The organism is Microbacterium sp. 2MCAF23 (assembly GCF_052115565.1).
Classification (GTDB): Bacteria; Actinomycetota; Actinomycetes; order Actinomycetales; family Microbacteriaceae; genus Microbacterium.
In genome coordinates this window covers 133,021-152,021 of sequence record NZ_JBFRGY010000008.1, presented here as the reverse complement: position 1 = coordinate 152,021, position 19,001 = coordinate 133,021, and the positions used below count along the sequence as shown (strand labels likewise).

21 protein-coding genes and 1 tRNA gene are annotated in these 19,001 nt (G+C 69.2%); 14 read left to right on the top strand and 8 right to left on the bottom strand.

Annotated elements, in window-relative coordinates; genetic code table 11:
- The first annotated feature begins 1 nt into the window (after position 1).
- From AB4078_RS10340 to der, 12 genes are all read left to right on the top strand, one after another.
- Positions 2-724 (top strand): FadR/GntR family transcriptional regulator, encoded by a 723-nt coding sequence (locus tag AB4078_RS10340; protein ID WP_441977064.1) that lies wholly within the window; start codon positions 2-4, stop codon positions 722-724.
- 15 nt (positions 725-739) lie between these two features.
- Positions 740-2,131, top strand: coding sequence for a glutamine synthetase family protein (locus AB4078_RS10335; RefSeq protein ID WP_441977063.1), 1,392 nt, complete (start codon positions 740-742; stop codon positions 2,129-2,131).
- A 34-nt stretch (positions 2,132-2,165) separates the two neighbouring features.
- A complete protein-coding gene (locus AB4078_RS10330; RefSeq protein WP_441977062.1) occupies positions 2,166-3,566 on the top strand; it encodes an aldehyde dehydrogenase family protein in 1,401 nt (466 codons plus the stop codon).
- Between the two features lie 33 nt (positions 3,567-3,599).
- Entirely contained in the window at positions 3,600-4,379 is a 780-nt protein-coding gene (locus tag AB4078_RS10325) for a 3-oxoacyl-ACP reductase (protein ID WP_441977061.1), read from the top strand.
- Complete coding sequence (locus AB4078_RS10320; protein WP_441977060.1) at positions 4,372-5,094, top strand: gamma-glutamyl-gamma-aminobutyrate hydrolase family protein; 723 nt, start codon at positions 4,372-4,374, stop codon at positions 5,092-5,094. Before AB4078_RS10325 ends, AB4078_RS10320 begins: the two co-directional genes overlap by 8 nt.
- Before the next feature lie 81 nt (positions 5,095-5,175).
- Complete coding sequence (locus tag AB4078_RS10315; RefSeq protein ID WP_441977059.1) at positions 5,176-6,039, top strand: ParA family protein; 864 nt, start codon at positions 5,176-5,178, stop codon at positions 6,037-6,039.
- Positions 6,023-6,874 (top strand): segregation and condensation protein A, encoded by an 852-nt coding sequence (locus AB4078_RS10310; RefSeq protein ID WP_440735211.1) that lies wholly within the window; start codon positions 6,023-6,025, stop codon positions 6,872-6,874. The genes AB4078_RS10315 and AB4078_RS10310 overlap by 17 nt, the downstream gene beginning before the upstream one ends.
- Before the next feature lie 4 nt (positions 6,875-6,878).
- Positions 6,879-7,475, top strand: a complete 597-nt coding sequence (gene scpB, locus AB4078_RS10305) for an SMC-Scp complex subunit ScpB (protein WP_440735237.1) — start codon at positions 6,879-6,881, stop codon at positions 7,473-7,475.
- On the top strand, positions 7,472-8,296 hold the full coding sequence (locus tag AB4078_RS10300) for a pseudouridine synthase (RefSeq protein ID WP_440735210.1): 825 nt from the start codon (positions 7,472-7,474) through the stop codon (positions 8,294-8,296). Before scpB ends, AB4078_RS10300 begins: the two co-directional genes overlap by 4 nt.
- Positions 8,293-9,414, top strand: a complete 1,122-nt coding sequence (locus tag AB4078_RS10295) for a prephenate dehydrogenase (RefSeq protein ID WP_441977058.1) — start codon at positions 8,293-8,295, stop codon at positions 9,412-9,414. The genes AB4078_RS10300 and AB4078_RS10295 overlap by 4 nt, the downstream gene beginning before the upstream one ends.
- On the top strand, positions 9,407-10,135 hold the full coding sequence (gene cmk / locus AB4078_RS10290; RefSeq protein ID WP_441977057.1) for a (d)CMP kinase: 729 nt from the start codon (positions 9,407-9,409) through the stop codon (positions 10,133-10,135). Before AB4078_RS10295 ends, cmk begins: the two co-directional genes overlap by 8 nt.
- A complete protein-coding gene (gene der, locus AB4078_RS10285; RefSeq protein ID WP_441977056.1) occupies positions 10,128-11,651 on the top strand; it encodes a ribosome biogenesis GTPase Der in 1,524 nt (507 codons plus the stop codon). The genes cmk and der overlap by 8 nt, the downstream gene beginning before the upstream one ends.
- A 41-nt stretch (positions 11,652-11,692) precedes the next feature.
- Here der and AB4078_RS10280 read toward each other — a convergent pair whose 3' ends face one another.
- Entirely contained in the window at positions 11,693-12,112 is a 420-nt protein-coding gene (locus AB4078_RS10280; protein ID WP_441977055.1) for a GNAT family N-acetyltransferase, read from the bottom strand.
- A gap of 81 nt (positions 12,113-12,193) precedes the next feature.
- Here AB4078_RS10280 and AB4078_RS10275 point away from each other — a divergent pair, with 81 nt between their 5' ends.
- Positions 12,194-13,153 (top strand): NUDIX domain-containing protein, encoded by a 960-nt coding sequence (locus AB4078_RS10275; RefSeq protein WP_441977054.1) that lies wholly within the window; start codon positions 12,194-12,196, stop codon positions 13,151-13,153.
- Between the two features lie 40 nt (positions 13,154-13,193).
- Here the strand turns inward: AB4078_RS10275 and AB4078_RS10270 are convergent, their stop codons facing one another.
- From AB4078_RS10270 to AB4078_RS10255, 4 genes are all read right to left on the bottom strand, one after another.
- On the bottom strand, positions 13,194-14,690 hold the full coding sequence (locus AB4078_RS10270; RefSeq protein ID WP_441977053.1) for a DUF222 domain-containing protein: 1,497 nt from the start codon (positions 14,688-14,690) through the stop codon (positions 13,194-13,196).
- Between the two features lie 86 nt (positions 14,691-14,776).
- Positions 14,777-15,160: an RNA-binding S4 domain-containing protein gene (locus tag AB4078_RS10265; protein WP_440735202.1), complete on the bottom strand. Its 384-nt coding sequence runs from the start codon at positions 15,158-15,160 to the stop codon at positions 14,777-14,779.
- Positions 15,157-15,876, bottom strand: coding sequence for a lysoplasmalogenase family protein (locus tag AB4078_RS10260; RefSeq protein WP_441977052.1), 720 nt, complete (start codon positions 15,874-15,876; stop codon positions 15,157-15,159). Before AB4078_RS10260 ends, AB4078_RS10265 begins: the two co-directional genes overlap by 4 nt.
- Positions 15,877-15,935: 59 nt before the next feature.
- A complete protein-coding gene (locus AB4078_RS10255) occupies positions 15,936-16,520 on the bottom strand; it encodes a GNAT family N-acetyltransferase (protein ID WP_441977051.1) in 585 nt (194 codons plus the stop codon).
- A 202-nt stretch (positions 16,521-16,722) separates the two neighbouring features.
- On the opposite strand from AB4078_RS10255, the gene AB4078_RS10250 reads away from it, so the two are divergent.
- Positions 16,723-16,796: transfer RNA gene (locus AB4078_RS10250), tRNA-Pro, on the top strand.
- 232 nt (positions 16,797-17,028) lie between these two features.
- Here AB4078_RS10250 and AB4078_RS10245 read toward each other — a convergent pair.
- From AB4078_RS10245 to AB4078_RS10235, 3 genes are read right to left on the bottom strand one after another with little or no spacing between them, the layout of a single operon-like run.
- Positions 17,029-18,219 carry a site-specific integrase gene (locus tag AB4078_RS10245; protein WP_441977050.1) on the bottom strand — a complete coding sequence of 397 codons (1,191 nt, stop codon included), beginning with the start codon at positions 18,217-18,219 and terminating at the stop codon, positions 17,029-17,031.
- A complete protein-coding gene (locus tag AB4078_RS10240; RefSeq protein WP_441977049.1) occupies positions 18,212-18,415 on the bottom strand; it encodes a helix-turn-helix domain-containing protein in 204 nt (67 codons plus the stop codon). Before AB4078_RS10240 ends, AB4078_RS10245 begins: the two co-directional genes overlap by 8 nt.
- Entirely contained in the window at positions 18,396-19,001 is a 606-nt protein-coding gene (locus tag AB4078_RS10235; protein ID WP_441977048.1) for a hypothetical protein, read from the bottom strand. Before AB4078_RS10235 ends, AB4078_RS10240 begins: the two co-directional genes overlap by 20 nt.

The window sequence follows — 19,001 nt, the reverse complement described above, 5'->3', positions numbered from 1 at the left end:
CATGACGGACGCGATGGACTCTCCTCTGGTGGATGCGGCGCTGCACCCGGTCCGCGGCCACATGGCCTTCGAGAGCTGCGTGGAGCAGCTCGGATCGGCCATCAGGCTCGGGATCTTCCGGGTGGGGACGAAGCTGCCCGGCGAGCGCGAGCTCGCCGAGAAGCTCAGCGTCTCCCGCGCCACCCTGAGAGAGGCCATCAGCGCCCTTCGCGCCGCCGGGCTCGTCACGACGACCCGAGGGCGCGGAGGGGGCACCGTCGTCCTCCCGGCCGCGGAGCAGTGGCCGGCAGACCAGACCCCGCCGCGACGTGCCGAGATCGACGACGTCATCGTGTTCCGCTCCATCATCGAACCGGGCGCCGCGTATCGCGCGGCCCTGACCGACCTCGATGCGGCGCAGCGCACCCTCCTCACCGACAGCCTCGCCGACCTGTCCGCGGCCGAGACCCCCGCCGACTACCGGCAGGCGGATGCCCGGCTGCACCTGGCGATCGCGACGGTCTGCGGATCCGATGAGCTGGCACGCTCCTGCAGCGCCGTCCAGGTGCGGATCCACCAGCTGCTCGCCGAGATCCCCTTCCTCAAGACCAACATCGACCATTCCGAGACCGAGCACCGCGCCATCGTCGCGGCGATCCTGGACGGCTCCGCCGACCGGGCCCGCGACATCATGACCGCGCACTGCGACGCCACTGCCGCGCTGCTCAAGGGCCTTCTGAAGTAAAGGACACCGCTGCACATGACCTCCTCCGACCTCACTGTCCCCGTCCGCAACGACCGGATGCTCACCGTCGAGCAGCTGCGCGGGCGGATCCTCGACGGCTCGCTCGACACCGTGATCCTCGCGTTCACCGACATGCAGGGGCGGCTGCAGGGCAAGCTCCTGCACGCGCGCTTCTTCCTCGACTCGGTCCTCGGGCACGGCACCGAGGGCTGCAACTACCTGCTCGCCGTGGACGTCGAGATGAACACCGTCGACGGCTACGCGCACGCCTCCTGGGCAGACGGCTACGGCGACATGGAGTTCGTGCTGGATCTGGCGACCATCCGGCTGCTGCCGCATCGTCCTGGCACGGTCATGATCCAGTGCGACCTCGCGGGGACGAACGGCGACGCCGTGCGGGTCTCGCCGCGCGAGATCCTGCGGGCGCAGACGGAGCGCGCGGCCGCTCACGGCTGGAAAGCCCTCGCCGGCACCGAGCTCGAATTCGTGATCTTCAACACGCCGTACGACCGGGCGTGGGACACCGGCTATCGCGATCTGGAGCCGGCCAACCGCTACAACATCGACTATTCGATCCTCGGATCCACTCTCGTCGAGCCGCTCCTGCGCGAGATCCGCAACACCATGTACGCGTCGGGGCTGAACGTGGAGTCGGCGAAGGGGGAGTGCAACTTCGGCCAGCACGAGATCGCGTTCCTCTACGACGAGGTGATCACCACGGCCGACAACCACGCGTTCTACAAGACGGCCTCGAAGGACATCGCCCGCCAGCACGGCCAGTCGATCACGTTCATGGCGAAGCCGAACCAGCGCGAGGGCAACTCCTGCCATGTGCACATGTCGCTGCGCGGCAAGGACGATGACGCCCTGGTGTTCTGGGATGCGGAGCGCGGTGCCCGCACAGCGCTGTACGACCACTTCATCGCCGGCGTGCTGGCGACCATGCGCGACTTCACGCTCTTCTACGCGCCGAACATCAACTCGTACAAGCGATTCGTGAAGGGCTCGTTCGCACCGACGGCGGTCGCCTGGGGCATCGACAACCGCACGAGTTCCGTGCGCCTGGTCGGCCGCGGCGCGGGCGCGCGGATGGAGAACCGCCTTCCCGGCGGCGACATGAACCCGTATCTGGGGCTCGCGGCGATGCTCGCGGGCGGCCTGTACGGCATCGAGCACGAGCTGCCTCTGGAGCCGGAGACCAAGGGCAACGCGTACGAGTCCGGAGCACCGACCGTGCCGTCGACCATGCGCGAGGCGCGCGAGGCGCTCGCCCAGTCCGCCATCGCGAACGAGGTGTTCGGCGAGGACGTGGTGCGGCACTACGTCAACTACGCCGATGTCGAGATCGCCGCCTTCGACGCCGCGGTCACCGACTGGGAGCTGCGCCGCGGCTTCGAGCGGCTGTGAACAGGTTCATCGGAGACTTCGAAAGGCTGTGGGCATGAGGATCCCTTCTTCCCGCTATGGCGCGGCCGGCGCCTTCACCGTGCTGAACCCCGCCACCGGACACCCGGTGGGGGAGGTCGGGCTCGCGGACCTCGCCGAGACCGATGCGGCGATCGAGCGCGCCCATCGCGCATATCCTGCATGGCGGGCGATCGCCCCGGGCGAGCGTGCGAGGCTGCTGCGTGCGTTCGCGAGCGTCGTCGAGGCGCACATCGACGAGCTCGCCGCGCTCGAGGTCGCGAACGCCGGCCACACCATCGGCAACGCGCGCTGGGAGGCCGGCAACGTCCGCGACGTGCTGAACTACTACAGCGCGAGCCCCGAGCGACACTTCGGCAAGCAGATCCCCGTGGCCGGCGGGATCGACGTCACGTTCCACGAACCGCTCGGCGTGGTCGGCATCATCGTGCCGTGGAACTTCCCGATGCCGATCGCCGGCTGGGGGTTCGCGCCCGCGCTCGCCGCAGGCAACACGGTGGTGCTCAAGCCGGCCGAGCTCACTCCGCTCACGGCGATGCGTCTGGGCGAGCTCGCCCTCGAAGCAGGCCTCCCGGAGGGCGTGTTCACGGTGATCACGGGCAAGGGCAGCGTAGTCGGCGACCGGTTCGTCACGAACCCCCTCGTGCGCAAGGTGTGCTTCACCGGATCCACCGAGGTGGGCAAGGGAATCATGCGCGGCTGCGCCGATCAGATCAAGCGCGTGACGCTTGAACTCGGCGGCAAGAACGCGAACATCGTGTTCGACGATGCGGACCTCGAGGCGGCGGCCGCGGCGGCCCCGGGCGGAGGTCTCGACAACGCAGGGCAGGACTGCTGCGCCCGCTCTCGGATCCTCGTGCAGGAGAACGTCTACGAGCGCTTCCTCGAGCTGCTTCAGCCCGCCGTGGAGGCGTTCCGAGTGAAGGATCCGTCCGCCGAGGACGCGGAGATGGGACCGATGGTCTCGGCGCGGCAGCGGGACGCGGTCGCGGCGCACCTGGACGGCGCCGACATCGCGTTCCGCGGGCGGAGTGTCGAGGGCGCGGACTGGGACGGCGGGTTCTGGCTCGCTCCCGCCGTGGTGCTGCCGCGCAGTGCGAGCGACCCGGTGTGGGCGCAGGAGCTCTTCGGCCCCGTGCTGGCCGTCATGCCGTTCCGCGACGAGGCCGACGCGATCGCCAAGGCCAACGACACCGAGTACGGCCTGAGCGGATCCATCTTCAGCCGCGATATCGGCCGCGCCCTGCGCGTGGCCCGCGGCGTGGAGAGCGGCAACCTCTCCATCAACTCGCACTCCTCGGTGCGCTACTGGACCCCGTTCGGCGGGTTCAAGCAGTCCGGGCTCGGGCGCGAGCTCGGACCGGACGCGCCGGACTCCTTCTCCGAGGTGAAGAACGTCTTCATCTCGACGTACTGAACCCCTCCCCACACAGCGAAAGGCAACACAGGAATGGGAAAGCTCGAAGGCAAGGTCGGTGTCATCACCGGCGGCTGCAGCGGTATCGGACTGGCGACGGCGAAGAAGTTCGTGGCGGAGGGTGCGAAGGTGGTCATCGGCGACCTGGACGAGGCGAACGGTCCCCGCATCGCGGAGGAGCTCGGCGGCGTGTTCGTCAGGGTGAACGTGACCGATCAGGCCGAGGTGGAGAACCTCTTCAAAGTCGCGCACGACACCTACGGCCGCATCGACATCGCCTTCAACAACGCCGGGATCTCGCCCGCGTCCGACGACTCGATCCTCAAGACCGGGATCGACGCCTGGAACCTGGTGCAGGACGTCAATCTCACCAGCGTCTACTACTGCTGCAAGGCGGTGCTGCCGTACATGCTCGAGCAGGGCAGCGGATCCATCATCAACACCGCGTCGTTCGTGGCGATCATGGGCGCCGCGACCTCGCAGATCTCGTACACGGCCTCCAAGGGCGGCGTGCTCGCGATGACCCGCGAGCTCGGCGTGCAGTTCGCCCGCAAGGGCATCCGCGTGAACGCGCTCTGCCCCGGCCCCGTGAACACCCCGCTGCTGCAGGAGCTGTTCGCGAAGGACCCCGAGCGCGCCGCCCGCCGGCTAGTGCACGTGCCGATGGGGCGCTTCGCCGAGCCGGAGGAGATCGCGAACGCGGTGGCTTTCCTCGGCAGCGACGAGTCGAGCTTCATCACGGCGATGGACTTCCTGGTCGACGGCGGCCTCTCGAACGCATACGTCACGCCGCTGGATTCGGACTTTGACTGACACGCGCCCCGTCATCGGGCTCACGACCTACCGCCAGGCCGCCGACTGGGGCACCTGGCGGCAGGTCGAGGCCGACCTCCTGCCGAGCGACTACGCGCGCTCGATCGAGCGCGCGGGCGGCGTGCCGCTGCTCCTGCCCCCGGTCGCGGCGGCGGGCGCCGCGGGCGACGTGCTCGCACGCCTGGACGGGCTCCTGATCGCGGGCGGCGCCGACGTGAACCCGGCCCGATACGGGCAGGAACCGGATCCGAGTGTGGTGCGCTGGTACGACGACCGCGACGCATGGGAGCTCGCGCTGCTCGCCGAGGCGGAGCGGATCCGCCTGCCTCTGCTCGGGATCTGCCGCGGCATGCAGCTGATGGCGGTCGCCGCCGGGGGGACCCTCGTGCAGCACCTGCCCGATGTGGTCGGCCACGATGAGCACGGGGGAGGGCCGACGTCGTATGGCTCGGCTGCGGTGCGCATCGATGCCGAAGGGCGGGTGGCGGACCTGGTGGCGCCCGAGATCACGGTCCCCGTGCACCATCACCAGGCCGTCGCGGAGCATCCGGGCTATCGCCCGGTCGCGCACGACACCGATGGCGTGCTGCAGGCCATGGAGGGCGAGGGTGATCGGTTCGCGGTCGGAGTGCAGTGGCATCCCGAGACCGATCAGGATCCCGGCCTCTTCGACGGACTGATCGCGGCCGCGAAAGAGCGCATGCGCAGCCGCTGATACCGCCGGATCGGCGTGTGGAGCCGGAGCCGGAACCTCGTCGGCGGCTATGATCGTTCGAGCACGACGAGCAGGAGAAACGTGGCGAAGAAGACGAAGGACGACACCCCGATCGGGCCGACCGGGCGTCCCTACCAGGGCTTCCCCATCCCCGCTCCGCTGAAGGCTCACGGCCCCGCGCGCATCATCGCCCTCTGCAACCAGAAGGGCGGCGTCGGCAAGACCACGACGTCGATCAACCTCGCCGCGTCGTTCGCCGAGTACGGCCGCAAGGTGCTCGCCGTCGACTTCGACCCGCAGGGCGCGCTGTCGGCAGGCCTCGGGATCCCGACCCACGACATCCCGACGGTCTACGACCTGCTGCTGGATACCAAGCGCGATCCGCGCGAAGTGATCGTGCACACCCACGTCGAGGGTCTCGACCTGATCCCCGCGAACATCGATCTGTCGGCCGCCGAGGTGCACCTCGTCAACGAGGTCGCCCGCGAGACGATCCTCTCGCGCGTGCTGCGCCAGGTCGCGGGGGAGTACGACGTCATCCTGATCGACTGCCAGCCTTCGCTGGGTCTGCTCACCGTGAACGCGCTCACCGCTGCGCACGGCGTGCTGATCCCGCTGGAGTGCGAGTTCTTCGCGCTGCGCGGCGTCGCCCTGCTCATCGAGACGATCGACAAGGTACGCGACCGGCTGAACCCGTCGATCATGCTCGACGGCCTGCTCGCCACCATGTACGACGCGCGCACCCTGCACTCCCGCGAGGTGCTGGAGCGCGTGGTCGAGGCGTTCGGCGACGATGTGCTGGAGACCGTGATCGGGCGCACCGTCAAGTTCCCCGACGCCTCGGTGTCGGGCGTGCCGATCACCGAGTTCGCGCCGGAGCATCCCGCCGCACAGGCGTACCTGCGACTGGCCCGGGAGCTGGTCGCCCGTGGCGCCGTCGCCTGACTCGGACGCATTCGCGCCGGAGACGGCGGAGCCCGGATCGGTCCCCGAGGTCGCCTCCGGGTTCCGCGTCTCCCTGTCGAACTTCGACGGGCCGTTCGACCTGCTGCTGAATCTCATCTCGAAGCACGAGATGGACATCACCGAGGTGTCGCTGAGCAAGGTCACAGACGAGTTCATCGCGTACCTGCGCGAGCTCGGCCCCGACGAGGATCTCGACGAGACGAGCGAATTCCTCGTCGTCGCGGCGACCCTGCTCGACATGAAGGTCGCCGGGCTCCTGCCGCAGGGCGAGCTCGTGGATGCGGAGTCCGTCGCGCTCCTGGAGGCCAGGGATCTGCTGTTCGCGCGCCTGCTGCAGTACCGCGCGTTCAAGGAGGTCTCCGCCTGGTTCGCCCGCAGCCTGCAGTACGAGGATCGGCGCCACGCCCGCGCGGTGCGGCTGGATGAGAAGCACCGTGCGCGCACGCCGGAGCTGGTGTGGACGCTCAGCGCCGCGGACTTCGGCACGCTCGCCCTGCTCGCGTTCGCGCCGAAGGAGATCCCCACGGTCGGCCTCGACCACCTGCATGCGCCGCTCGTGAGCATCCGCGAGCAGGCCGCGATCGTGGTCACGCTGCTGCGCAGCGCCGAATCCGTGACGTTCCGCGAGATCGTGGCGGGGGCTGTGGAGCCCGGGATCGTGGTGGCGCGCTTCCTCTCCGTGCTCGAGCTGTACCGGCATGCGGCGCTGAGCTTCGAACAGCTGGAGCCGCTCGGCGAGCTGACCCTGCGCTGGTCGGCCGAGCACTGGACCGACGAGATGCTGGCCACGTTGGGAGCCGACTATGACCGATGACACCATGACCGATGAAACGGTGACCGATGACGCCGTGACCGTGGAGCAGCCGCTCACGGAGAAGCTCGAGGCGATCCTGCTCGTCATCGACGAGCCGCACAGTCTCGTCTCGCTCGCCGCGGCCGTCAGCGCGCCCGTGCCGGCGGTGCGCCAGGCGATCGAGTCCCTCGTCGACGAGTACGACGGCCGAGGGCACGGCCCGCGGCGCGGCTTCGAGCTGCGCGAGGTCGGCGGGGGCTGGCGGCTCTACGTGCGCGAGGACTACGACGACCTGGTCGCCGACTTCGTGGGCGGCCAGGCGCCGGCAAGGCTGTCCCAGGCAGCGCTGGAGACGCTCGCCGTGATCGCCTACAAGCAGCCGGTGACCCGCAGCCAGGTGGCCTCGATCCGGGCGGTCAACGTCGATTCGGTGGTGCGCACGCTGCTGGGGCGAGGGCTCATCACCGAGCTGTTCCAGGACTCCGAGACGGGCGCGATCAACTACGGCACGACCGACGCCCTGCTGCAGAATCTCGGCATCAACTCGCTCGACGAGCTGCCGCCGATCTCCCCGCTGCTGGACGACGGCTCCGAAGGCTTCGACGAGAGGATCGCCCGATGACCCCCGCCCCCGCTGACCCGTTCGCCGCCCCTGAGGGCGTGCGGCTGCAGAAAGTGCTCGCGAACGCCGGCGTCGCGTCGCGTCGCGTGATCGAGCAGTACATCGTCGAGGGACGGATCAGGGTGAACGGATCCGTCGTCACAGAGCTCGGCCGACGGATCGACCCGGAGAACGATCTCGTCGACGTCGACGGCACAGCCGTGCAGTTGGACACCGGCAAGCGCTACGTCATGCTGAACAAGCCCACCGGCGTGGTCAGCACGATGAAGGACGAGAACGGCCGGCCGGATCTGCGGCGCTTCACCAAGGACTACGAGGAGCGTCTGTACAACGTCGGTCGCCTGGATGCCGAGACCAGCGGGCTGCTCATCCTCACGAATGACGGAGATCTCGCCCACGTACTTGCGCACCCCTCGTTCGGCGTGACAAAGGTCTATATCGCGAAGGTCGAGGGCACCGTCACCGCGCAGACTATTGCGAAGCTCACACGGGGTGTCGACCTCGAGGACGGACCGATCGCCGCCGACAAAGCCCGCCTGCTGGATTCGTCCGCGGGATCCAGCCTCGTCGAGCTCACGCTGCACTCCGGACGCAACCGGATCGTGCGCCGCATGCTCGCCGCGGTCGGACACCCGGTCACCGAGCTGGTGCGGCGCCAGTTCGGCCCGCTGCACCTGGGAACGCTCCCTGCGGGGAAGTCCCGCGAACTGACTAAAATCGAACTCGGCGCGCTTCTGACCCTGTCGCGCCAGGATTCCCCCGCAGAAGGCGCGTCGAATGCGCCGGTGACCGACCGGGGAGACGCGCAGGAGAACGAGTGAGCGACACGAGCAGGACGCCGATCGAGCGTGCCGCGCGGCTGTCCGGAACCATCCGGATCGTCGGCGCGGGCCTTCTCGGCGCCAGCATCGGGCATGCCCTGACGGCGAAGGGCGTCGACGTCGCCCTCGCCGACACCTCTCCCGCGCAGCTGCGCCTCGCGATCGACTACGGCGCGGGCCGCGCCGCCCGGACCGATGACGCACCGTCGCTGGTCGTCGTCGCCGTGCCACCGGACGTGACGGCCGACGTCATCGAGGCGGAGCTCGCCCGGTTCCCGGGGGCCGTGGTCACCGATGTCGCGAGCGTCAAGCTCGAACCGCTGCGCGTGCTCCGCGAGCGCGGCGTCGACCTGACGCGCTACATCGGATCCCATCCGCTCGCCGGTCGCGAGCGCGGCGGAGCGATCTCGGCGCGGGCCGACATCTTCATCGGACGCCCGTGGGTGGTGTGCCGTGACGAGGAGACCCGCGCCGCGGATCTCGCGCTCGTCGAGGGCCTGGCGCTCGATCTCGAGGCGATGCCGCTGGAGATGACGCCCGAGGAGCACGATCGCGCGGTCGCGCTGACCTCGCACGTACCCCAGGTGGTGGCGAGCCTGCTCGCCGCCCGTCTCGCCGACGCCGAGGACGGCTCGCTCCGTCTTGCCGGTCAGGGCGTGCGTGACACCACTCGGATCGCCGCGTCCGCGCCCGAGCTGTGGGTGCAGATTCTCGGTGCCAACGCGGCGCCCGTCGTCTCGGTGCTCGATGCCCTCGCGGCAGACCTCGCCGAGGTCGCCGACGCGCTGCGCGAGCCGGACCGCACCGGATCCCGGCGCACGGTCGCTGAGGCTATCCGGCACGGCAACGAGGGCGTCGAACGCCTGCCCGGCAAGCACGGCCAGAACCGCCGCTTCGAGTCGTTCGTGGTGATGATCGACGACACCGCGGGTCAGCTCGGCCGCCTGTTCGGCGAACTCGGCGAGCTCGAGGTGAACGTCGAGGACCTGCGCCTGGAGCACTCGCCGGGCGCGCAGTTCGGCCTGGCCGAGATCAGCGTCACCCCCGCCGCACTCCGTGGCGCGGTCGAAGGACTCGAGGCCAGGGGATGGCGGATTGCGAGCATGCCCGATGACTGACCCTTCGACGAGCTCAGGGCCCTCGGCGCAGGCGCCGTTCATCGTCGCGATCGACGGCCCCGCCGGATCCGGCAAGTCCAGCGTGTCCAAGGCCGTGGCGCGACGCCTCGGCTACGGCTTCCTGGACACCGGCGCTGCGTACCGCGCGCTGGCCTGGCACGTGCTGGACCGCGGCGACGACACCGCCGACGAGGCCGCAGTGCTCGCCGCCGCCGCCGACTTCCCGTTCACTCAGGGGCTCGACCCGGACGATCGCCTCGTGCATGTGGGAGCGACGGACGTGACGGAGGCGATCCGCGAACCGCGCGTCTCGGGCGCCGTGAGCGGCGTGGCCCGCGTGCCCGCCGTGCGCGTGCAGGTCAACGACGCGTTCCGCCGGATCGCCCGAGAGGCCGAATACCCCGCAGTGGTGGTGGAGGGGCGTGACATCACGACCGTGGTCGCCCCCGACGCCCCCGTGCGGATCCTGCTCACGGCGGCGCCCGAGGTGCGCGCGGCGCGTCGGGCGGCGGAACTCGACGCGGAGGATGCGGGTGCGGTCGCCGCCGCGCTGCATCACCGCGACGCCAAGGACAGCGCGGTGGTGGACTTCCTCACCGCCGCGGAAGGGGTCGAGGTCGTGGATTCGACCGACCTCGACTTCGAGGAGACCATCGACGCCGTGATCGCGGTGATCGAGCGACGTGCGCCCGGAGCGCAGCGAGGAGCCGACAATGGCTGACGAAGAAGAATACGAGGGCGGCGAAGACCGCCTCGCGGAGAAGTTGGACGCGATGGACGAGGAGCTCGTCGAGTCGCGCGCCGCGACCCTGCGGGCGGGCCTCGACGACTACGACCTGGACGATGAGGATGCCGAGCTTCTCGCCGGCCTTATCGAGGGCGAGGACGGGATCCAGTACCTGCCCGCGCTGCCCGTCGTCGCGATCGTGGGCCGGCCGAACGTCGGCAAGTCCGCTCTCGTGAACCGGATCCTGGGCCGTCGCGAGGCCGTCGTCGAGGACACTCCCGGTGTCACACGCGACCGTGTCACGTACAAGGCCGAGTGGATGGACCGGCGCTTCACGCTGGTCGACACCGGCGGCTGGGAGCCGGACGCGAAGGGAATCGACCGCTCGGTCGCTGCCCAAGCCGAGGTCGCGATCGACCTCAGCGACGTGGTGATGTTCGTCGTCGACGCGATGGTCGGGGCCACCTCGACCGACGAGCACGTCGTGAAGCTGCTGCGCAAGAGCGGCAAGCCCGTCTTCCTCGTCGCGAACAAGATCGACGACGCCCGGCAGGAGCCCGAGGCCGCGGCTCTGTGGAACCTGGGTCTCGGCGAGCCGTACCCCGTTTCCGCGATCCACGGTCGCGGCGTCGCAGATCTCCTCGACGCGATCATGGAGAAGCTGCCCGAGGTCTCCGCCGTCGCCAAGGGCGAGATCGGCGGACCGCGCCGGGTCGCGATCCTGGGTCGTCCGAACGTGGGCAAGTCCTCGCTGCTGAACAAGGCAGCAGGGGAGGAGCGGGTCGTCGTCAACGAGCTCGCCGGCACCACCCGCGACCCCGTGGATGAGATTGTGGAGCTCGGCGACAAGCTGTGGCGGTTCGTGGATACGGCGGGCATCCGCCGCCGCGTGCACCTGCAGCAGGGTGCGGACTTCTACGCCTCCCTGCGCACGTCGACGGCGCTGGAGAAGGCCGAAGTGGCCGTGGTCGTCCTCGATGTGAGCCAGTCGATCAGCGTGCAGGATCTGAACATCATCGACATGGTGCTGGAATCGGGCCGCGCGCTCGTGCTCGCGTTCAACAAGTGGGACCGCCTGTTCGACGACGACATGGAGAACCAGGACCGTCGCCGGTACCTGGAGCGCGAGATCGAGCAGGACCTGGCGCACGTCGCCTGGGCTCCGCGCGTGAACATCTCGGCGAAGACCGGCCGTCACCTGGACAAGCTGGTCCCCGCCCTGGAGAAGGCGCTGGAGAACTGGGACCGCCGGATCCCGACGGGCAAGTTCAACGCCTTCCTCACCGAGCTCGTCGCCGCCCACCCGCACCCGCTGCGGGGCGGCAAGCAGCCCAGGATCCTGTTCGGCACGCAGGCGTCCACGCGCCCGCCGACATTCGTGCTGTTCACGACCGGGTTCCTCGACCCGGGGTACCGCCGGTTCATCCAGCGGCGCCTGCGCGAGCTGTACGACTTCGAGGGCACGCCGATCGTGATCAACATGCGGGTGCGCGAGCGCCGGCAGCGCTGACGGACCGTCCGGCGCCCGCGGACTCGCGGGCACCGGACGGATCATCCCTGGCGGGAGGCGCGCACCATCGCGGTGCGGTCGGGCTCGGTGAACCCGAACTGCCGGTAGAGGCCGTGCGCATCGCTCGTGAAGAGCGTCCAGCGCATGTCCGCGCCCGGGCCGTCGTCGATCATGAGCTGCATCATGCGCTTGCCGAGGCCGTGGCCGCGGTGCGCGTGGTCGACGTAGACGTCGGCGAGGTAGGCGAACCCGACGCCGTCGGAGACGGCTCGGGCGAAGCCGACCTGCTCGCCCGTGTCGGAGCGGTAGACGCCGACGACGCGCCACGCGTTCGCGAGCTGAGTCTCCACGTCGGCGCGCGTGCGCCAGCGACCCCAGTACGCCTCGGTCGAGAGCCAGGTCCACACGGCGTCGGTCTGGATGCGGGAGGGATCGTCGTCCAGTTCGTAGGCGTCGCTCATGAGCACCATTCTTGCAAGTGCAGGAGTGCAACGTTCCGTCGCACAGGGTGATCGAATGACGGGGTGTGGAAAGGTGGAGGCGTGACGATCGTCCCTCCCGAGCCCGGCGAACCCCGGCGGCCCCACGGGCCGCTGAACAGCGGCGACGCCTGGGTGGTGGCCCCGACGGGGGAGCGCTACTGGGGCAGGTACGGGGCTGCGGGGCTTCTCGCGTACGACCGGGAGCGCGGCGTGCTGCTGCAGCACCGGGTCGCGTGGTCGCACCATGGCGGAACCTGGGCTCTCCCCGGCGGAGCCCTGCATGACGGGGAGTCGGCCCGCGAGGGCGCGATCCGTGAGGCGCAGGAGGAGGCCGGCGTTCCGGACGGCGCCGTCCGTGCGCGGTTCGAGAGCGTGCTGGACCTGGGGATCTGGAGCTATACGACCGTGGTCGCCGACGTGGTCGCGCCGTTCGAGCCGGTGATCAGCGATCCCGAGAGCCTGGCGCTGCAATGGGTGCCGGTGGACGAGGTGGATCGTCGTCCGCTGCATCCGGGCTTCGTCACCGCATGGCCGCAGCTGCGCGCCCTGTTGGACGTGCGACCGGTGGTGGTTGTCGACGCCGCGAACGTCGTCGGATCCGTGCCGGACGGCTGGTGGAAGGACCGTGCCTCCGCGACGGCACGTCTCCGCGACCGGCTGGACGCCTGGGCGCGTCGAGGCGTCTCCGCCGATCGGGTCGCGCTGGATTCGACGCGCTGGCACCCACGGGTGGTGCTCGTCGCCGAAGGTGCGGCGCGGGACGTCTCGGATCCCGCCGACAGCGCCGACGTGGCGTGCGCCGTCGAGGTCGTGCGGGCTCCCGCAGCCGGTGATGACGCGATCGTCGATGTCGCCGCCGAACACCTGGCTTCGGGCGACCGCGTGTTCGTGGTCACGAGTGATCGCGGCTTGACCGCACGCATCGAGGCGCTGACGGGCAACGGCGATCCCGTCGAGGTGCGGCCCGTGCGCTGGCTGCTAGAGCAGCTCGAGGAGGCGGTGCAGCCGATCGGCGAGTAGCGCCGACATTTCCGCCGACGGGCGCACTCTCGTGGGCGCGTCACACGAACATGACGCGGCGCGAGGCGCGGTCGTCGTAGGTGCGACCGAGCGGGCTCGCCCACCGCACCGTGCCGTCGGGGAGCTGGTGCGCCGTCCAGCGATGAGTGTCGCTGAGATCGGGATGCTTGAGCGGATGGTGCCCCGGACAGAAGTCGCTCAGATTGGTGAGTTCGGTCGGCCCGCCGCGCGCGTAGTCGTGGTTGTGATCGATCTCGCAGCGGTGGGCCGGGGTGTGGCATCCGGGGAAGCGGCAGCGCTGATCCCTGGCCCGCAGGAAACGTCTCATCGCGTTGGTCGGGGTGTAGCGGTCGACCTTCGTGACCATTCCGGAGTGATCCAGGAAGAGCCGGTTCCATCCCGTGGCCCGGCCGGCGAGTTCGCGGGCCAGGTCGGGATGAAGCGGTCCGTGCCCGTCGAGCTCGGCGAGCCGGTCGTCCTCGCCAGCAAGGGTGGTGGCCGCGACCGTCACCTGGACGGTAGCGGTGACGCGGTCGAGACCCGTTCCCAGAGCCTCGGAAGGGGAGGAGGCGAGCAGCAGATCGATGAGGGCGTCGGCCTCGATCTGCCGGCGGGTGCGTCCATCGGCTGCGACGAACTCGGGCCGGGCGTCCGGGCCGACCTTGCTGGCCTCGCAGGTGTCGGTCTCGGGGTCGTGGAGGTCGTGATCGGGATCGAGCGCGTACGTCCCTCCAGAGGCGATCAGGTCGTAACTGTCCAACCGCGGGTCGTCGGGGTGCAGATCCTCGGGGAAGGGGAACTCCTCGCGGTCTGCACCGGCGAAGCGTTCGACGGTCGGGTCGGAGAAGAGGTGATCGAGTTCGGCGTCATGACGGGTGCGGCCGGCGGCGGCGATCGCTGTCGCGAGCCGGGTGAGGCGATCCATGATCGCGACGGCATACACCTCCGGCAGCACCGCCGTCAGCAGGGCGAGGCCGTCGTCGAGCGGGCGAACCGTCACCTGGCGCTCGGACGCCGCCCGCGCGTGCCGTTCCCGGATGCTCTCCCCGGCGAGAGTCGCGGCGATCTGCTTGGCATAAGGGCGCGTGCGGGACGGCGTCTCCTGCTCGGCGACCGCCAGAGCCGCGGCCGTATACATGGCGAGTGTCTCGGCGCCCAGGCGGCCGTTGAGCACGGCCTCGCGCACGGGCGCGGCTGCGGCGATCAGCACGCGCACGTGCTGAATCGTAATCGTGCCCTGTCGCAGTGCGTCGCGCAGAGCCGGGAAGAACTCGCTCATGGCGGCCGCATCGGTGAAGCCGAGTTCAGCGGCGGTCTTGGAGATGCGCGCAGCGGCGGAATACTCCGCGATCATCGACCGGCGGATCATGTCGCGATGCACCGGTTCGGCGCGCACATCCGCGTCGAACAGCTCGGCCCGGGCGGCCAGCAGATCGGAGGCTTCGGCCTCCAGACGGGTGATCTCGGCCCGCTTCGCGAGCCAGGCATCCAGCAGCGCACCGCGGTCGGCGGTGGTGGGGAGCGGGGCCTCTGACATGCCCCCAGTTTAGAACAAAAATACGAAGAACGGAAGACTGTGGAAGACATTCCCGCCCGGAAGTGAGGTGACGGGCCGGCGACCGCTCAGTCGTGATCGCGACCGCGCAGGCGGTCGATGTCGCGGCGCTCGCGCTTGGTGGGCCGGCCCGCGCCGCGGTCTCGCAGGCCCGCGGCGGCGACCGGATCACGCGGCGGGGTGCGGTCCTCGGCCGCGACGGCCGCGAGCGGTGCGCCGACCCGTTTGACGAGCGTCTGGCGGACGATCAGGATCCGATCGAACCCGCTGATGCGGATCCGCAGCTCGTCGCCGATCTTCACGGTCTGCGCGGCCTTGACCTTGTCGCCGTTGAGGCGCACGTGGCCGGCGCGGCAAGCGGTCGTCGCCGCGGAGCGCGTCTTGAACACGCGCACCGCCCAGAGCCAGCTGTCGATGCGGACAGGGCCGCTCGCCCACGGCTCGACGTTCATGCGGGCGACCCCTGGGCGCGGTCGGCCGGAACGGCACGAGATGGCGCGGTTGCCGGATCCTCTCGGCGCAGCGTCAGCAGCGCTCCGGCCACGATCAGGCCCTGTCCGATCGTGTACGTGACCATGACCGCGGGGCTCGTCCAGTCGGGCATCGCGTCGGGCAGGAACAGGCGGAACGCGAGGATCGTGTCACTGGAGAGGAAGAAGGTGCCGCCCCAGGCGATCATCGCCCGGCAACGCGCCGACGTCGCCGCCGTGCCCGCCAGGACGATGCCGTACGCGCCGACGGCTGCGAGCAGCGATCCCGTGTGCGGCCCGAGGATCGCGATCATGAACAGCCACCACAGCACGTAGACGACGGTCCACATCGGAAGCCGGCGCACGCACAGGTGGCGCAGGAACAGCAGGATGTAGGCGAGGTGCGCAACGCCGAAGAAACCCAGCATGAGCGGCAGTTCGGGCGCGAAAGGGAAGAACAGCCCCGCCTCATCGCCGAGCCAGGAGAAGAACAGCGCCACGATCAGCAGGAATGCGGCGCCGCGCGGCGCCAGAGTCTTCCAGGCGAGCAGCACGGGCAGCGCGAGCAGTGGCATGAGCAGCGCCTTGGTCGGCGTGATGAGCGGACTGTGCGTCGCGTTCGCGATCACGTGGATCGCGGAGGTGACGATGTACGGCGCGAACGGCCACAGGGCGCGAAGGCGGGTGCGGCTCTGCATCCCTCCATCGTAGGAGTGCCGTGGTGCGTGACCCACCGTGACCGGATCCGCCGGCATTGCTATGCGGCGAGATTCAGGCTCACCAACGGCCGCCCGGAGCGCAGCTCGCCGACGACGGCGAACCCCGCGGTGAGGAACGTCGACAGCGCCCCGTGGAACAGGTCGTTCGATGACACCTTGACGGCGGCGGTGTCGACCGGATACGCCTCGATGAGGCGGGCGCCTGACGTACGGGCATAGTCGACGGCTGCCGCGAGCAGCGCCGCGTTCAACCCTTTGCCGCGCTGATCGCGGCGCACCGAGAAACAGGTCACGGCCCACACGTCGCCGTCGTCGAGCGGCTCCTGCGTCGCGGCGACGATGGTGCGGGTGTTCACGATGCGTGCCTGTCCTGGCCGGGGGCCGATGCGGATCCAGCCCGCAGCCTCGCCGTCGACATAGGCCACGATCCCGGGCGGCGGGCCGGTCGTGATCTCATCCAGCAGGATCTCGACCCGCTGTTCCTTCGTTGTCGCGTTCCAGTCCTTGTTGCGCAGCACGGGCCACACGCACTGGCAGGACGCGCCGTCGCCGCCTCCCGTGAGCGTCCGCTGTACGTCATCCCACTCCGTGGGCGTCGCTGCCTTCGTCGTGATCGTGGTCATGATCCCGACCCTACGCGGGGCCGTCGACATCCGCGCCGCGCCCGGACCGCGTCGGTTTCGCGGAGCCCTCAGGAGTCGGCTACCATAGGGGAGTTGCCCGCGCTCTGGTGCGGTCGTCCACGGGCTGTGGCGCAGCTTGGTAGCGCACTTGACTGGGGGTCAAAGGCACTAGCCTCCTCGGCAGTCCGAAACAACAGAACAACGGGATGTGGCGCAGCTTGGTAGCGCACCTGACTGGGGGTCAGGGGGTCGCAGGTTCAAATCCTGTCATCCCGACAGAAAAGCCCTGATGAGAAGCTACTTCTTGTCAGGGCTTCCTTCGTATCTGACGATCCTGGCCGGTGCCCAGCGTGCTCGCTTGAGGACCTTCTTCTGCCTGTCCCGAACGGACATCCGCGGACTGCTGAGATCAGCTAGTGGGCCAAAAGCTGGCGGTCTAGTGGGCCAAAATCGGGGCAGCACGATGTCCTGGCCCCCTCGGGAGGGTCAGGTGTGACCGTTTCCGGCATCACAATCGCCGTGCCAGGACCTGGTGTTCTTCTCCTTCCGTGGGTGCTGTGGCGAGGAACCGGTTGGCCATCTGCGCGGCTTCGGCGAGGTGGCGGTGGTCGGGGTGCAGATAGCCCTTGGTTGTCTCGATCGACGCGTGCCCGAGGATCCGCTGCAACACGTGCAGGGGGATGCCGGCGTCTGCCAGCCAGGTCGCTCCGGTGTGGCGGAGCCCGTGACGGGTGAGGCTCGACAGCCCGAGTCCTGTGACGAGTTGATCCCAGTGCGTCGCGTCGCGCACGGTCGCCGTCGTAAGCACTCCGCCCCTTGGGCCCCGAAGCAGCGGGTCCTCCGAGGCTTTCCCCGCGCATAGTCGTGCGAGGACGGGTTCGAGCGCGTTGAGAATGGGGACGTAGCGTTCTCGACGGCCCTTCGTCTGCTTGGTGACGAGGCCGCCTTTGCCGGGGTAGATCTGGCGCTCGATCTTCACGACCCGGTTGGTCCAGTCGATGTCGCCGACTTCGAGGCCGGAGACTTCAGATCCACGGGCCGCGAGCAGAGCGCAGAGCATCACGTGGTCGGAGTAGCTCTGATGCACCTTCCCGCACGCATCGGCGAGCTCCACCAGCGTGTCGAAGTCCTTGATCGCGTACGCCCGAAGCGCGCCGGCTTTGAGTGCGGAGTCCTTGCTGAAAGTGCGGCGAGCGCGTTGCTTGGCGGGGTTAGCGGGTATCACCTCGTCGCGGACGGCTTCGTCGAGGACACGGACGAGGGGCCCGATCGAGTTCTTGATTGTGGACGGCCCGTATTCCTTCTCCCACTGGTCGATGGTGCGGTCGATGACGCCGGTGCTGATCTTGCCGACTTGTAAATGCCCGAGTGCGGGGATCACGCGCAGCCGCAGCCCGATGTCGTACTGCGCTCCGGTGGAGGTGGGATCAAGGCCCCGCTGCCAGCGATCGCCGATCGAGGCGACGAAATCGGTGAGCGTGACGAGCACGTTGCTGCCGATCTCCGTCGCCTTCAGCATCGACGCGAAGAATTCCTCGGCGTCAGCCTCCGTCGCCACGTACGCGGATCGGCTGGGGCGCTTCTTCGTGTGCGGATCGGTCCACCTCACGCGTGCCATGAACCCGACAGAGCGGCGTTCGAGACTCGTGGTGAGCTTCACCCCCACCGGCGGCATGCGATGGTTACGTGGGTCAGGCATGGCGGTTCTCCTGCTCACGCACCCAGGCGCGGACGCTCGGTGGGTTGTAACGCGCGACTCCACCGAGCTGCACGAATGGCGGCCCGACCTTCTGTCGGCGCCACCGCGAGAGCGTTGCCTGCGAGATGTTCAGGTACTCGCTGGCTTCGCGGGGACACCACAGTGGCTCGATCCGCTCAACGTTCTGGGGATTCATCGGCGTCGATCCTGGCCCTCAGGAACTCGTCTTCGCTGTCCTGTCTGGCCTGCACATCCGCGGTGATGAACTCGACGAAATCCGCGTCCCGGTCGGTGATCAGCTGGTCTTCAATCGGATCTTGCGGCGATTCTCCCGGCCAGGTGGTCTGCCGAGTCGGACGGTCCCGTTCGAGCCGTGTGCCGCAGGTCGTCACCCATTCCCGAAGGCGGGCGCGAGCTGCAGCGAACTCCTTGTGCCAGGCCAGCGGGCCCGTGCCGGCCTGCTCGGGATCGTAGGAGCAGAGCCAGTGCAGGTGCAGCGCGGAAAGCTCCCAGACCAACTCCGGATGCCGATACCAGAACGGAGGCACGACCGACGCCGGGAGCCCGTAGGTGCGCCGCAGCTGATCGACCCACTGGTTCAGGTCCAGCCACTCCGCTTCCGCTTCCTGAGCGGTCAGGAGATACCAGTTGATCGGGCGAGGAGGTTCCGGGAGATTCTCGCCGGCGAGCAAAGCGTCGTAGCGGTCATCGTCATCGTACTCATCGTCTCCGGTGTGTGGATCGTCCTCGTTGAGGTTCTCAACCTCCTCTTTCTCGCTCAT